The organism is Amycolatopsis sp. NPDC104863 (assembly GCF_055582965.1).
In genome coordinates this window covers 1-13,419 of the sequence record NZ_JBVJOW010000004.1, presented here as the reverse complement: position 1 = coordinate 13,419, position 13,419 = coordinate 1, and the positions used below count along the sequence as shown (strand labels likewise).

At 70.5% G+C, this 13,419-nt stretch carries 11 protein-coding genes and 1 pseudogene; 8 read left to right on the top strand and 4 right to left on the bottom strand.

From position 1 onward, the window contains the following. The first annotated feature begins 156 nt into the window (after positions 1-156). From mug to ACZ63J_RS21405, 5 genes are all read left to right on the top strand, one after another. A complete protein-coding gene (gene mug, locus ACZ63J_RS21425; RefSeq protein ID WP_465406596.1) occupies positions 157-708 on the top strand; it encodes a G/U mismatch-specific DNA glycosylase in 552 nt (183 codons plus the stop codon). A gap of 392 nt (positions 709-1,100) precedes the next feature. Then, positions 1,101-1,886 (top strand): response regulator transcription factor, encoded by a 786-nt coding sequence (locus ACZ63J_RS21420; RefSeq protein WP_465333476.1) that lies wholly within the window; start codon positions 1,101-1,103, stop codon positions 1,884-1,886. Positions 1,887-2,044: 158 nt separating this feature from the next. Further along, positions 2,045-3,880, top strand: a complete 1,836-nt coding sequence (locus tag ACZ63J_RS21415; RefSeq protein ID WP_465406598.1) for an acyl-CoA dehydrogenase — start codon at positions 2,045-2,047, stop codon at positions 3,878-3,880. A 134-nt stretch (positions 3,881-4,014) separates the two neighbouring features. Then, positions 4,015-4,290: a GlsB/YeaQ/YmgE family stress response membrane protein gene (locus ACZ63J_RS21410; protein ID WP_465306806.1), complete on the top strand. Its 276-nt coding sequence runs from the start codon at positions 4,015-4,017 to the stop codon at positions 4,288-4,290. A gap of 145 nt (positions 4,291-4,435) precedes the next feature. Then, the gene (locus tag ACZ63J_RS21405) at positions 4,436-4,729 is read left to right on the top strand and encodes a GlsB/YeaQ/YmgE family stress response membrane protein (RefSeq protein ID WP_370969631.1); all 294 of its coding nucleotides are present in this window, start codon (positions 4,436-4,438) and stop codon (positions 4,727-4,729) included. Here the strand turns inward: ACZ63J_RS21405 and ACZ63J_RS21400 are convergent. Next, a complete protein-coding gene (locus tag ACZ63J_RS21400) occupies positions 4,719-6,098 on the bottom strand; it encodes an MFS transporter (protein WP_465406600.1) in 1,380 nt (459 codons plus the stop codon). The two genes, ACZ63J_RS21405 and ACZ63J_RS21400, sit on opposite strands and share 11 nt — an antisense overlap. A 122-nt stretch (positions 6,099-6,220) precedes the next feature. Between ACZ63J_RS21400 and ACZ63J_RS21395 the strand changes: the two genes are divergently transcribed. Both ACZ63J_RS21395 and ACZ63J_RS21390 read left to right on the top strand, forming a co-directional pair. Beyond that, complete coding sequence (locus tag ACZ63J_RS21395; protein WP_465406602.1) at positions 6,221-7,060, top strand: helix-turn-helix transcriptional regulator; 840 nt, start codon at positions 6,221-6,223, stop codon at positions 7,058-7,060. Continuing rightward, positions 7,057-7,763, top strand: a pseudogene (locus tag ACZ63J_RS21390) (leucine-rich repeat domain-containing protein). The gene ACZ63J_RS21395 and the pseudogene ACZ63J_RS21390 overlap by 4 nt, the downstream one beginning before the upstream one ends. Positions 7,764-7,767: 4 nt before the next feature. Here the strand turns inward: ACZ63J_RS21390 and ACZ63J_RS21385 are convergent. The 3 genes from ACZ63J_RS21385 to ACZ63J_RS21375 form a co-directional block, all read right to left on the bottom strand. Next, entirely contained in the window at positions 7,768-9,621 is a 1,854-nt protein-coding gene (locus ACZ63J_RS21385) for a VanW family protein (RefSeq protein ID WP_465406619.1), read from the bottom strand. An 825-nt stretch (positions 9,622-10,446) separates the two neighbouring features. Beyond that, positions 10,447-10,779 carry a GroES family chaperonin gene (locus ACZ63J_RS21380; protein ID WP_465306795.1) on the bottom strand — a complete coding sequence of 111 codons (333 nt, stop codon included), beginning with the start codon at positions 10,777-10,779 and terminating at the stop codon, positions 10,447-10,449. 1 nt (position 10,780) lies between these two features. Further along, positions 10,781-12,598, bottom strand: coding sequence for an NHL domain-containing thioredoxin family protein (locus ACZ63J_RS21375; protein WP_465406621.1), 1,818 nt, complete (start codon positions 12,596-12,598; stop codon positions 10,781-10,783). A 154-nt stretch (positions 12,599-12,752) separates the two neighbouring features. Between ACZ63J_RS21375 and ACZ63J_RS21370 the strand changes: the two genes are divergently transcribed. After that, on the top strand, positions 12,753-13,328 hold the full coding sequence (locus ACZ63J_RS21370; protein ID WP_465406604.1) for a hypothetical protein: 576 nt from the start codon (positions 12,753-12,755) through the stop codon (positions 13,326-13,328). Positions 13,329-13,419 lie beyond the last annotated feature (91 nt).

Genomic DNA, 13,419 nt, shown 5'->3' with positions numbered 1-13,419 from the left:
CGTCCAGCACCACAACCAAGCTCGAGAACCGACGCCCCGGCCGGAGCCGCCGCGTGCACGATCTCCACCTCCCCAGCCGGGGGCAACAGCAGATAAACCTCAACGTGACAGCCGTCCGCGGTGACCATCCCCCGAGCGTGCCGGAAACTGGGCCGAGTGAGCACCCGACCCACGAAGGACCAGCTGGCCGCCGCGCACGACAAGACCATCCCGGACGTCCTCACCGCCAACCTCGACGTCCTCTTCTGCGGCATCAACCCCGGCCTCTACTCCGGCGCGCTCGGGCAGCACTTCGCCCGCCCCGGCAACCGCTTCTGGCCCGCTCTCCACAACGGCGGCTTCACGCCGCGGCTCTTCAAGCCCAGCGAGCAGGACGAGCTCCTCGACCTCAAGCTCGGCATCACCAACGTCGTCGCCCGGACCACCGCCCGCGCCGACGAGCTCTCCGACGACGAACTGCGCGAAGGCGGGAAGCTCCTCCAGGCCAAAGTCGAGCAGTTCCGGCCGCGGTGGCTCGCCGTAGTCGGGATCACGGCGTACCGGACCGCGTTTGGCTTCCCGAAGGCACGCGTGGGGCGGCAGGAACACCGGATCGGCGACACCGGCGTCTGGGTGCTGCCGAACCCGAGCGGGCTCAACGCGCACTGGACGCCGGCCGGGCTCGCGGTGGAGTTCGCCGCACTGCGGGATGCCGTTGTGACCCGCTGACCAGTAATGATCCGCACCCAACCGGCGTCTGACCCGTTAGACGCAACGAGGCCGGGAGGAAGGGGAGGCACGGCCGGTTCCGGCGTCCGGACCGACGGCACGGCACCCCGTCGGCGCGGGCCACCCTCAGTAGCACCCACCGCCCCGTCCGGGCATTCCCGTGCCCGTCGAGCCGATGTCGCGACGGGGTTTTCTACCCAGAGTTTGCTGTGACCGGACGGTTGGGCCATGAGGGGGAACTGGCGTCATGAGCTGCGCAATCGCGACTCGTACCAAGCAGGAGGAGTCACTTCTGGCCGGTCCCGCAGGGGGGACCGGACGGTGCCGAACGCGTGAACCGAGGGGACGCGTCCGGCGTCCCAGCAGCGACGGCGCAGAGACGGAGGCCCACGATGCACGGCATCGAGCCCACCCGCAGGCCCAGCGGGCCGATCGGACCCGGCGGCCGCAGTCTCGGCGTGGCGGTCGTCGACCCGGTCCCGATCTACCGAGACGGCCTCGCCGCGCTCGTCCACCGCAGCCAGGGGCTGCACTGGGCCGGGCAGGCAGCCAGCCACCACGCCGCTTTGCAGCTGTGCGAACAGGTCAAACCGGACGTCGTGGTGCTCGATTCGGCACTGGACCCGAACTGCCACCTGACGAAGCTGCTCAACGCCGGCGACCCGGCGCTGATCATCGTCACGCTCATCCGTGACGCGAATCGCACCCAGCAGTACCTCGCGGCCGCGATCGCGGCGGGCTCGCACGCGATCGTGCCGCGGTCGATCGATTCACGACGGCTCGCCGAAGCGATCCGGCGGGCGCACAGCGAGCGCCGGTACATCGACCCGGCGCTGGCCGCGCTCACCGCGCGGCCGAAGCGCTCGACCGTGCCGAAGGGGGACCTCGCGCACGACAGTCCGCCATCGCCGCGCGGCGGGATGCCGCTGTCCAGGCGCGAGTACCAGGTGCTGCAGCTCGTCGCCGAAGGGCTCGAGAACTCGGCGATCGCGAAGCTGCTCTTCCTGTCCGTCGAGACGGTCCGGACGCACGTCAAGAGCATCCTCCGGAAGCTCTCCGCGCGGGACCGGACACACGCGGTGACCATCGCCTTCCGCGGCGGGATACTGGTCGCCCGGACCGAGGACGGCCACGTGCCGGTGACCGCCGACACAACGGCGCTGCCGGGCGGCCGCTGAGCCGCTCAAGCAGCTAGAGGGCCACTTTTCGGTAGATTTCCGTTACTCGGAAGTGCGGATCTGCTTGCTCCAGTTACCCGCAGGTAATATCCTGAAGTTACCGGCGAGTAAGGCGAACATGTGCCCGGCCGGGGAGCCGAACACATTGGAGTGACGACATGGGCCACTACAAGAGCAACGTCCGAGACCTGGAGTTCAACCTCTTCGAGGTGCTCGGCGTCCAGGAACGCCTGGGCAAGGGTGTGCTCGCCGAGTCCGACGAGGAGACCGCCCGCGGGGTGCTGTCCGAGCTGAACAAGCTCGCGACCGGCCCGCTCGCCGAGTCCTTCGCCGACGCCGACCGCAACCCGCCCGTGTACGACCCGAAGACCTTCAGCGTCAAGATCCCCGAGTCGTTCAAGAAGAGCTACCAGCAGCTCCTCGACGGCGAGTGGTGGCGCCTCGGCCTCACCAACGACCTCGGCGGCTTCGGCCTGCCCCCCACGGTGCAGTGGGCCGCGTCCGAGCTGATCCTCGGCGCCAACGCCCCGCTGTTCATGTACATGGCGGGCCCGAACTTCGCGATGATCGTGAACAAGAACGGCACCGAAGAGCAGAAGCACTGGGCCCAGCTGATGATCGACCGGGCCTGGGGCGCCACGATGGTGCTGACCGAGCCGGACGCCGGCTCCGACGTCGGCGCGGGCCGCACCAAGGCCGTCCAGCAGGAGGACGGCTCCTGGCACATCGACGGCGTGAAGCGGTTCATCACCTCGGCCGAGCACGACATGAGCGAAAACATCATGCACCTTGTGCTGGCGCGCCCCGAGGGTCCCGGCATCGAGACGAAGCCCGGCACCAAGGGCCTGTCACTGTTCCTCGTGCCGAAGTTCCACTTCGACTCGAAGACCGGTGAGCTGGGCGAGCGCAACGGCGCCTACGTCACGAACGTCGAGCACAAGATGGGCATCAAGGCCTCGACGACGTGCGAGCTGACCTTCGGCCAGCACGGCACCCCGGCCAAGGGCTGGCTGCTCGGCGAGGTCCACGACGGCATCGCGCAGATGTTCCAGGTCATCGAGTACGCCCGGATGATGGTCGGCACGAAGGCCATCGCGACGCTGTCGACCGGTTACCTCAACGCGCTCGAGTACGCCAAGGAGCGCGTCCAGGGCGCCGACCTGCCGAACATGCTGAACAAGGCCGCCCCGCGCGTCACCATCACCCACCACCCGGACGTCCGCCGCTCGCTGATGCTCCAGAAGGCGTACGCCGAGGGCCTCCGCGCGGTGTACCTCTACACGGCGTCGTTCCAGGACCAGCTGTGGACCGGCGAGGGTGACCAGAAGGTCGCGCACGGCGTCAACGACCTGCTGCTGCCGATCGTCAAGGGTGTCGGCTCCGAGCGCGCCACCGAGCAGCTCGTGCAGTCGCTGCAGACCCTCGGCGGGTCCGGCTTCCTGCAGGACTACCCGATCGAGCAGTACATCCGCGACGCCAAGATCGACTCGCTCTACGAGGGCACCACGGCGATCCAGTCGCTGGACTTCTTCTTCCGCAAGATCGTCCGCGACAAGGGCGCGTCCCTGGCCTTCGTCGCCGGCGAGATCACCAAGTTCATCGAGTCCGAGGCGGGCAACGGCCGGCTCAAGAACGAGCGCGGGCTGCTCAAGCAGGCCCTCGAGGACACCCAGGGCATGCTGGGCTCGCTGATCGGCTACCTGACGACGTCGCAGGAAGACCCGCAGAACATCAACAAGGTCGGCCAGCACACGGTCCGGCTGCTGATGTCGGTCGGCGACCTGCTCATCGGCTGGCAGCTGCTCAAGCACGCCGAGGTCGCCATCGGCAAGCTCGACGCGGGCGCGTCCGCCAAGGACGTCCCGTTCTACGAGGGCAAGATCGCCGTAGCGTCGTTCTTCTCGAAGCAGGTGCTGCCGGAGCTGACCGCCCGCCGCGCGATCGTCGAGGCTGCCGACAACGCGCTGATGGAGCTCGACGAAGCCGCCTTCTGATGGTCACGAAAAGGGCTCTCCTCACGTGAGGAGGGCCCTTTTCGCGTTTCGGGGTCACCCGATGCGGGCACTCCGCTCTCCGAGTCCGACGAACCCGAATGGCCGGGTTCGCGGATCCTTGAGAGGAGAAAGTGATGACTGTCGCCGGCATCGTCAGCGCACTCATCGTCGGGCTGATCATCGGTGTTCTCGGCCGCCTGGTCGCTCCCGGCAAGCAGAGCATCCCGATCTGGCTGACCATCGTGATCGGCATCATCGCCGCCTTCATCGGCACGGCCATCGCGCGCGGTCTCGGGTACGCCGACACCAACGGCATCGACTGGCTGGAGATCCTGACGCAGGTCGTCCTCGCCGCCATCGGTGTCAGCATCGCCGCCGGCGCTTACGGACGCCGTGGTGTGAGCAGGTAACACCCCCGTATCTCGGCCCGGTCCGGCGCAGCCCTCGAGGCGCGCCGGACCGGGTCTTTTTCTGTCACCCCATCGAGGGGCAAAGCGGGCGGTCCGCGGGGATCGGTGTCACGGTGGCCCTTATTGGACGATCCGAGGAGGGACCGTGCTCGGCGGACTTTGGGGCATCATCTCGACGATCATCGTGGGCCTGATCCTGGGCGTGCTCGGCCGGCTGTTCGCGCCCGGCGACCAGAAGATCCCGATCTGGCTGACCATCGTCGTCGGCATCGTGGCCGCGTTCATCGGCAACTGGCTGGCCGGGGTGTTCGGCGTCCGCGACACGAACGGCATCGACTGGATCCGGCACATCTTCCAGATCGCCGCCGCCGTCGTCGGGGTCATCGCGGCCTCGGCGATCTACGCCAGGGTCAAGGGCGGCAGCCGCACTAGCGCCTGACGGCCAGACCTGCGCCGACGAGCAGCAGCACGGCGGCGCAGGTCATCGTCGTGGTGAGGGCGTGCGCGGACGACGTCGTGGCGAGCGTCAGGAACAGGCTGCCGAACGTGGCCACGCCGACGACCTGGCCCAGCTGCAGCGTGGTGGTCAGCAGACCGCTGACGTCCGACGCGCGGTCGAGCGGGACGTGCGTCAGCGCGTTCACCATCAGGGAGCCGAACGCGGGTCCCATCGACAGGCCGAACAGCAGCAGCGCGGCGAAGAACAGCGCGCCGCCGTCCGCACCCAGCGCGAGCAGGGCGTACGCGAGCGCCGAACCGACGTAACCGCACGGCGTCAGCCACCGGTGCACCCGCTGCGGCAGCCGGTTCCAGAAGAACCCGCAGAGGCCGAAGACCACGCCGCCCGGCGCCATCGCCAGGCCGGCGGCCAGTGCCGTCTTGCCGAGGCCGGACTGCAGGTGCAGGGCCACGCAGAAGAGGAACCCGCCGTAGGACGCAACGCCCGCCCCGAGCGTCGCCAGCCCAGGCGCGACACCACGGATCTTGAGCACGGCCAGATCGACGAGCGGGTCGCGCACCCGGCGTTCCACCAAGACGAACAGCACGGCCAGCAGCACGCCGACGGCGAGCGAGCCGAACGTCCAGGCGGGCCAGCCGGTTTCGTGCCCGAGCACCAGCGGCAGCACGACGAGCACCACCGCCGGCACGGCGATCGCGAGCCCGCCGACGTCGAGCCGACGGCCCGCTTTCGCGGCTCCGGCGGGCACCAGCTTGACCGCGAGCGCGGCCACGAGCACACCGATCGGGACGTTCACCAGGAAGATCGGCCGCCAGCCCGCGCCGAACAGGTCGGCGCCGACAAGCACACCACCGACAACCTGGCCCGCGACGAACGCGACCGAGATGACGGCGGTGTACGCGCTGAGCGCCTTCGCCCGCGCGGCGCCGGTGAACCGAGCCTGGATGACGCTGATGACCTGCGGCATCATCAACGCGGCGCCGGCGCCCTGGGCGATCCGGGCGACGATCAGCGTGGCGGGGTTCGGCGCGAGCCCGCACAGCAGCGAGCAGACGGTGAAGGTGACAACGCCGGTGACGAACAGCCGTCGCCGTCCGAACAGCTCGCCGAGGCGGGCGCCGGTGATCAGCAGCATCGCGTAACCCACGGTGTAACCGGAGACGACCAGCTGCAGCGCGGCGCCGGACGCGTGCAGGTCGGTGCGGATGTCGGTCATGGCGACGTTCACGACGGTGACGTCGAGCAGCGCCATGAACTGGCCGAGCAGCAGGACGGCCAGCATGAACCACGGCCGCCGGTCCGGCCGGGCTTCCCGGTCCGCGGCCGGGGCAGGGGTGGTCAGTGTCATGCCGTCGACTCTGGGTTTTTTGGCGCTGGGGCTGGGAGAGCCTGGTGATGCTGGTACTGGGAGCACCCGCTTCGCCCGCTGAATCTCCTAAAACTGTCGTACCCCTCGGGCACCATGTCCTCATGACCCAGACGCAGGTCCCCACGAGCCGCCGGGAGGAGCTCGGCCGGTTCCTCAAGGCGTGCCGGGCGCGGATCGGCCCGGCCGAGGTCGGGCTCGCGCCCGGCCCTCGCCGTCGGCTCAGCGGCCTGCGGCGGGAGGAGGTGGCGCTGCTCGCCGGGGTCGGCGTCACCTGGTACACGTGGCTGGAGCAGGGGCGGCCGATCAACGCGAGCGCGCAGGTGCTCGACGCCGTGGCGCGCACGCTGCGGATGGACCACCCCGAGCGGGAGCACCTCTACCGGCTGGCGGAGCTGACGCCGTCGCGGCTGCCTTCCTCGGACGAAGCGGTGCCGGACGTGGTGCGCGAGGTGCTGCGCGCGCTGGATCCGTTGCCCGCCACGGTGGTCAACGGCCGCTTCGACGTGCTGGCGTCGAACGCGGCGCAGGAGGAGCTGTTCTGGGAGTGGCACAGCCTGCCGTGCCTGCACAAGAACCTGCTGTGGTGCTGCGTGACCGAGCCGAGCGCGCGGGGGTTCCTGCTGAACTACGACGAGGAGGTCCCGCACATGGTCGCGCGGATGCGGGCCGAGTACGGCCGGCACCTCGGCGACCCGGCCTGGGAGGAGGACATCCGGCGGCTTTCGGCGCTGAGCCCGGAGTTCACCGAGCTGTGGGCGCGCCACGAGGTCGCCGAACCGCGGGCGCGGCTGCGGCGGCTGCACCACCCGCGGGCCGGGCGGATGGACTTCCGGCTGACCGAGCTGGCGGTGTCGGAGGCGCCGGGGCTGCGGATCCAGGTGTCCACACCGGAAGACGCGCACACGTGGGCGTTGCTGCCGTCGACGCGGAGGTCGTCGTGACGGCACTGAATCTGAGCGGCCAGGAGCTGGCTTCGGTGCCGTCGCTGCCTGCGGGTCTGACGCGGCTCGACCTCTACCGGAACTCGCTCACGGCGGTGCCCGCGTCACTGTGGGAGCACACCGGGCTGGAGGTGCTCAACCTGGCGGCGAACCGGCTTTCCTCGCTGCCGCCGGAATCTCGGCGCTGACGTCGGTGCACACGCTCGACCTGGGGCACAACCGGTTCCCGTCGCTGCCCGACGAGCTGGGTGATCTGGCCGGGCTCACGGAGTACCTGTACGTCAGCGACAACCAGCTGACGGAGTTTCCCGCGGCGTGGTGCCGGCTGGGGAGGCTGAAGTACCTGGGCTGCACGGACAACCGGATCCGTGCACTGCCCGCGGACCTCTCGGGTTTGGCTTCGCTGCGGGAACTCCGGCTCTACCGCAACGAGCTGACGCAGCTGCCGTCGTCGATCGGCACGCTGGGAGCGTTGCGGGAGCTGCATCTCCGGGGCAACGGGCTGACTTCGCTGCCGGAGTCGATCGGCTCGCTGAGCGAGCTTCGCCAGCTTGACCTACGGGAGAACGCGTTGGTCTCGCTGCCGGAATCGGTCGCTCAGCTGTCCAAATTGGACAAGCTGGATCTGCGGTGGAACAAGCACTTCCGCGAGCCGGCGTGGTTGCGCTCGTTCGAAGAGGAGGGGTGCATGGTCCTTCGCTGACAACTCAACACAGGATGGTCGGACGCGGACCGTAGGTCGCGGTGTGCGACGTCCGCCGGACTTCGGCGCCGCTGCCGACGTCGTAGAGCACGCGGGTGTCGGTGATGCTGAAGCCGGGTGTGCCGATGGACGCCTGGCAGGGGCTGACGCCCCCGAACTGGACGGGGGGCGGGTCGCCGGGGACCTGGGCGCCGGTCTGGCTCTCGACGCGGTAGTGGCGGGTGCCCCAGATCCGGACGGTGACGGAGTCGCCGGAAACCGTGGCCTGGACGGCAATCCCGGTCGGCGAGTCGTTGGTCAGCTTGAGCTCGACGGGGCTGCCGTCGGCGTTGACGGCCTTGGCGTCGCGGGCGGCCGGGTAGCGGTCGAGGTAGTGGTCGTGCTCGAGGTGGCCGCCGTCGGTCAGGCCCGCGAGGTAGCCGGCGTTGTACAAAGTGGACGCCAGCTGCGAGACCCCACCACCGACGACGGTGGGGCCGGTGCCGTCTTCGTCGGCCGGGGCGGGCACGTAACCGGCGTCCGCGGTGCGCGGGCCGGAGCGGGCGCCGAGGCTGAACGTCTCGCCGGGCTTGACGATCGTGCCGGACACGCGGTCGGCGAGGGTGCGGTTGTTCGTCGCGGCCGGGCCGGTGAGGCCGGCGGTGGTGAACTCGCCGATCACGGCGGTGATGCCGAGCGCCCCGGCGGCTTCGGTGGTCACGCCGGGCTTCGTCGCGTTGTAGACGACCGGGAGGTCCCGTCCGCCGGTCTTCTTCAGGACGTCGATCAGCGGCAGGAAGGTCTTCTCCCAGTTGATCTTCCGCGCGTCTTCGGACGGCTCGACGCTCGGCTGGTCGCCGGTGAAGACGATCTGGGCGTCCTTGCCGTCGGTCTCGGTGCTCGCGAGCCCGTCGGTGAGCGCGGCCTGCAGCTTGCCCTGGTCGATGCGGACCTCGACGGCCCCGCCCTCGACCGCGGCGAACTGGAAGGACGCGGCGATGGCGTCCGGCTTGAGCGGGACGTCCTTGCCCTGCCCGTGCACGACGACGGGCGTCGCCACCGCGGGCACCACGATCTGCCGGAAGGCGGCTTGGACGCCCGCGGCGGTCGCCTTCACCGGCGTGATCGCCATGGTCAGCTTGACCCCGGCGGGGTCGAGCCAGTGGTCGGTGACGGTGTGCACGGCGGCGTCGAGATCGGTCAACTGCTGGCCCTGCCTGGGCAGGACGGGGTAGGGCGTGACACCGCCATCGCTGCCTTGGAGCGGCATGAACCCGACGGCGCCTTCGGTGGCGGCGTGGTTGAGCTTGCCCTCGGCGAGCGCGCGCACGGCCTGGCTGATCTGGTTGGGATCGGTCCGCGTGGCGACGCCGACCTCGCGGCTGCTGAAGAAGGACATGATCCGCGTGATCGGACTCAATGGCTGGTGCCCGGCGAGGCCGAGGGTGTTCGGCCAGTCGAGCCCCAGCCCGGAGCTCGAGGGAACGAGCTCGGCCTGGACATCCCCGCCGTGGATGACAACGGGCCGAGTCAGTCGCGGCTCGAGTTCTTTGCGCAGCTTGGCTTCCGCGTCGGCGTGGGAAAGGCCGCCGACATCGATGCCCGCGACGGTGACACCCCGCGGAACGTCCCCGGCGCTGGCGATGAGGTCGATGGCGTAGAGGATGACGAAGAGCCCGAGAGCGAGCCCAATGGCCATCATGGTGTGGGCAACGCCCTTGCGCAGCTTCCGCGCGGGAGTCTCGGGAACGGGTGGCGCGGGGTTTTCGAGCAGCTCCCCGAGGAGATCATCGGCAAAGAGATCGGTGGCGGCGGTAGCCCCACCGACGGCGGTCGCTTCGGCGGTCGCCTCCGCGGGAGGCGCTTCGGCGGCTGCGATCTCGGCTTGGACGGTCGCAGGCTCATCCGGCCACTCGGGCGCATCCGGCTCGGGAAGCGGCGCGGCCACGTCGGCAGGCGCGGCCACTTCGGCAAGCGCGGCCACTTCGGCAGGCGCGGCCGGTGGCTCGGTTTCGGCGGTCAGCTCCGCAGCCTCGGCCGCCGGGGTTTCCCCGGCGGGCGCAGACGCTGCCTCCAAGGGTTCCCCGGCGGGCGCGGCCACCCCAAACTCGACCGTCGCGGTCTCCCCGGCGGGCGCAGGCTCGGCCGCCTCCGCTTTCTCCTCGGGCTTGGCCGATGGCTCCGCCACCTCGGGCTTTACGGTTTCGGCCGTCGCAGGTTCCCCCGCGGCCGCGGTCGCGGGCTCCTCCACGCTGGCTGGCTCCGCGGGCTCGATCCTCTCCGCGGGCGCCGAACCGGCGGCGCTGGTCGGCACGATCGCCTCGGGCCCGGTGGCGACCCCTGCGAACTCAGCTGTCGCGGTTTCTCCAGCGAGCTCGGGAGGCAGCTCAGGCTCGGCAGGCGGCTCCGCGAGCTCGGCCGCCGCGGTTTCCCCGGCGGTCGCGGGCTCGACCGTCGCGGTCTTCCCGGCGGTCGCGGGCTCGGCCGCCGCGGTTTCCCCGGCGGGCGCAGGCTCGACCGTCGCGGTCTTCCCGGCGGTCGCGGGCTCGACCGTCGCGGTCTTCCCGGCGGTCGCGGGCTCGACCGTCGCGGTCTTCCCGGTGGTCGCGGGCTCGACCGGCGCCGACTCGCCGTCGGCCTTGGTCGGGTCGGCGCGCTTGCGCACGTCGTCGTCTGACACGCCCCCGCCCTCCGCCGGCTCGCCCTAGAGGTAGAGCCCCGTGCCGTGCTCGGTTCGCTCTGTCGCCACCGCGTGGATGTCGCGTTCGCGCATCACCAGGTGGGCGTCGCCCTGGATTTCCACCTCGAGCTGGTCGTCCGGGTTGAAGAGCACTCGGTCGCCGATCTTGACGTTGCGGACGCTGTTCCCCACGCCCAGTACATCACCCCACGCGAGCCGGCGCGCGACCTGCGCGGTCGCGGGGATCACGATGCCGCCGCTGCTGCGGCGCTCGCCCTCTTCCGGCGACAGCCGCACGAGCACCCGGTCGTGCAGCATCTGGATCTCGAGTTTCGGCCCGGCAGACACGGGCAGCATGTTACCCGCCGGAGCGCGGCTCACCCGCCATGACCAGGCTCAGCTCCCGCGCCCCGTCCGGCGACAGCCGCACCGGGACGCCCCAGTCCTGCCGCGTGATGCGGCACGCCGGGTGCTCACCACCCTCGTCGCAGCTCGCGGCCTGCGCCACCACCTGCAGCACACCCTCACCGACACCCGAAGCCAGCCGGATCTTGCGCGTCAGATCCGTGCCGGCACCAACACCGTCGGCCAGCAGGGACGGCGGCGAAGCGCTGATCTCCAGCCGGGTCGACGGGCCGAAACGGTCGTCCAGCTTCTCGCCGGGCGGCGCCGCGAAGACCACCGAAAAGTCGATCTCACCCGGGGCCAGCACCGTCGGCGGACGGCGAACCGCGTGCGCGTCGCCGCTGACGACCGTCGGCTCGGTCGTGGGCAGCGGGCCGACGCGGTTGCCCGCGGACTCGACGACCAGCAGGTTCCCGTCGTGCAGCAGCAGCCCCTGCGGCTCCAGAAGCCCGGTCGCGATCGTGGTCACTTCGCGCGTGAAGACGTCGAAGCGGCGTACGGCGCCGTTGTAGGTGTCCGCGATCGCGATCTTGTCGCCGGGCAGCACGGCGAGGCCGAGCGGGTGCTGCAGCAGCGCCTGATCCGCCGGGCCGTCGGTGTGGCCGAAGGAGAAGAGGTCGATCCCGATCGCCGTGTGCACGGTGAAGGAGTCGCCGTCGGGCTCGATCCAGCGCAGGGCCGACGTCTCCGCGTCGGCGAGCCACAGCTTCTCGCCGTCCACTGCGAGGCCGGACGTCTGCGCGAAGAACGCTTCGGTGACGTCGCCGTCTCGGAGGCCTTCGACAGTCGTCCCGGCGAAACGGCGGATCGTGCCGCCGATCGGGTCGAACACGCTCAGGGTGTGGTTGCCGGCCATCGCGACGACGATCCCGCCGGCCGGGCCGTACCAAGCGACGTCCCACGGGCTCGTGAGGTCGACCTCGATGCCCTTGCCCGAGTCCGGCCCGCTGCGCCACTGCGCGCCGGTGCCGGCGACCGTGGTCACCTCGCCGGTGATCAGGTCGAGGCCGCGCAGCCGGTGCCCGGCGGTGTCGGCGACCACGGCGTGGTACCCGGCGCGCTCGGCGACGTCGTAGGGCAGCAGCGCGATGCCGGACGGCTCGGTGAAGGTCGCGACGTCGAACGGCCCGTCCTGGGCGCCGCGCTCACCGCTGCCGAAGCGGCGGATGACGGTCTCGCCGTCCGAAGCGAACTCGACGATCGCGTGGTGCCCGGTGTCCGCGACCAGCACGCGCCCCTCGGCGGTGGCGACGGCCTTGCTCGGGAACCGCAGCTCGCCGTTCTGCTCCTCGGCCGGCACGTACAGGCTGCCGCCGCGGCGAAGCGTCCCCTTCGCTTCGTGCTTCGTCACGAGCTCCGCGATGACGCGGCGAAGCGCCTCTTCGTGCCCTTCACCAGCGGCGACGTGCACGACGTACCCCTCGGGGTCGACGACGGCCAGCGTCGGCCACGCGCGGACCGCGTACTGCGACCACAGCTCCATCTTCGGGTCGTTGACCACGGGGTGGTGCACCTCGTAACGACGGACCGCGGCCTCGATCGACGCGGGCTCACCCTCGTGCAGGAACTTCGGCGAGTGGACGCCGATCGTGACCAGCACGTCCGCGAACTCGGCTTCGAGGGGACGCAGCTCGTCGAGCACGTGGAGGCAGTTGACGCAGCCGCTGGTCCAGAAGTCCAGCAGCACGACGCGCCCGCGCAGCTCGGCGAGGGTGAGCGGGCGGCCGCCGGTGTTCAGCCAGGTGTCGCCGCGCAGTTCGGGGGCGCGCACGCGGCTCTGCGGTCGTGGTGAGGTCACGGCAAGAGTGAACTACACCCGCTCACGCTCTGTTCCCCCCATCCAGCTGATGAGAGAACAAACTCACGCCCGTGAAGACGGCGGAAAAGAACGCGCGGCGGGGTGAGCCGCCGCTTAGGCTCGGGTCATGACCCCAGTCCAGCCGGCCGGCGCCCTCACCCCGGAGGAGGCACGGCACCTGCAGGAGAACCTCCGGGAACCGGTGCGTCCCGGGCTGAGCGAAGCCGAGCTCGACGACGTCGAGCGCCGGTTCGGCTTCAGCTTCGCCGCGGACCACCGCACGTTCCTGTCCGCCGGCGTGCCGATCGGCGACCGCTGGCCCGACTGGCGCTGCGGCAACCCCGAGCAGCTGCGCAAACGTTTGGCGTGGCCGGTCGACGGCGTGCTGTACGACGTCGAGCACAACGGCTTCTGGCTGCCCGACTGGGGCACCCGCCCGGTCGGCCCGGAGGACGCGGTCCGCGAGGCCCGTCGGCGCCTGGCCGACGTGCCGCAGCTGGTGCCGGTCTGCGGGCACCGCTACCTGCCCGGCATCCGCGGGTCGATGGGGTGTCCGGTGCTCTCGGTGTACCAGACCGACATCATCGTTTATGGCTGTGACCTGCGGGATTACCTGCACCGCGAGTTCTCGACGGGCGGCATCAGCACGGCCCCGCCGGACGGCCCGCGGTACATCCCGTTCTGGTCCCGCTTCCTCGACTAGGGCGTGTCCTGTAAGCGGTTGAGCTGGACCTCTGGTAGTTGTGCTGGGTGGTTGGTCGCGGTGAGCTCACGGACAAAGCGTGGGCGGTGAT

Coding starts and splice junctions, on each gene's coding strand:
- ACZ63J_RS21420 (WP_465333476.1), top strand. CDS start 1,101: ATGCACGGCATCGAGCCCACCCGCAGGCCCAGCGGGCCGATCGGACCC.
- ACZ63J_RS21400 (WP_465406600.1), bottom strand. CDS start 6,098: ATGACACTGACCACCCCTGCCCCGGCCGCGGACCGGGAAGCCCGGCCG.
- ACZ63J_RS21395 (WP_465406602.1), top strand. CDS start 6,221: ATGACCCAGACGCAGGTCCCCACGAGCCGCCGGGAGGAGCTCGGCCGG.
- ACZ63J_RS21380 (WP_465306795.1), bottom strand. CDS start 10,779: ATGCTGCCCGTGTCTGCCGGGCCGAAACTCGAGATCCAGATGCTGCAC.
- ACZ63J_RS21370 (WP_465406604.1), top strand. CDS start 12,753: ATGACCCCAGTCCAGCCGGCCGGCGCCCTCACCCCGGAGGAGGCACGG.
- ACZ63J_RS21415 (WP_465406598.1), top strand. CDS start 2,045: ATGGGCCACTACAAGAGCAACGTCCGAGACCTGGAGTTCAACCTCTTC.
- ACZ63J_RS21410 (WP_465306806.1), top strand. CDS start 4,015: ATGACTGTCGCCGGCATCGTCAGCGCACTCATCGTCGGGCTGATCATC.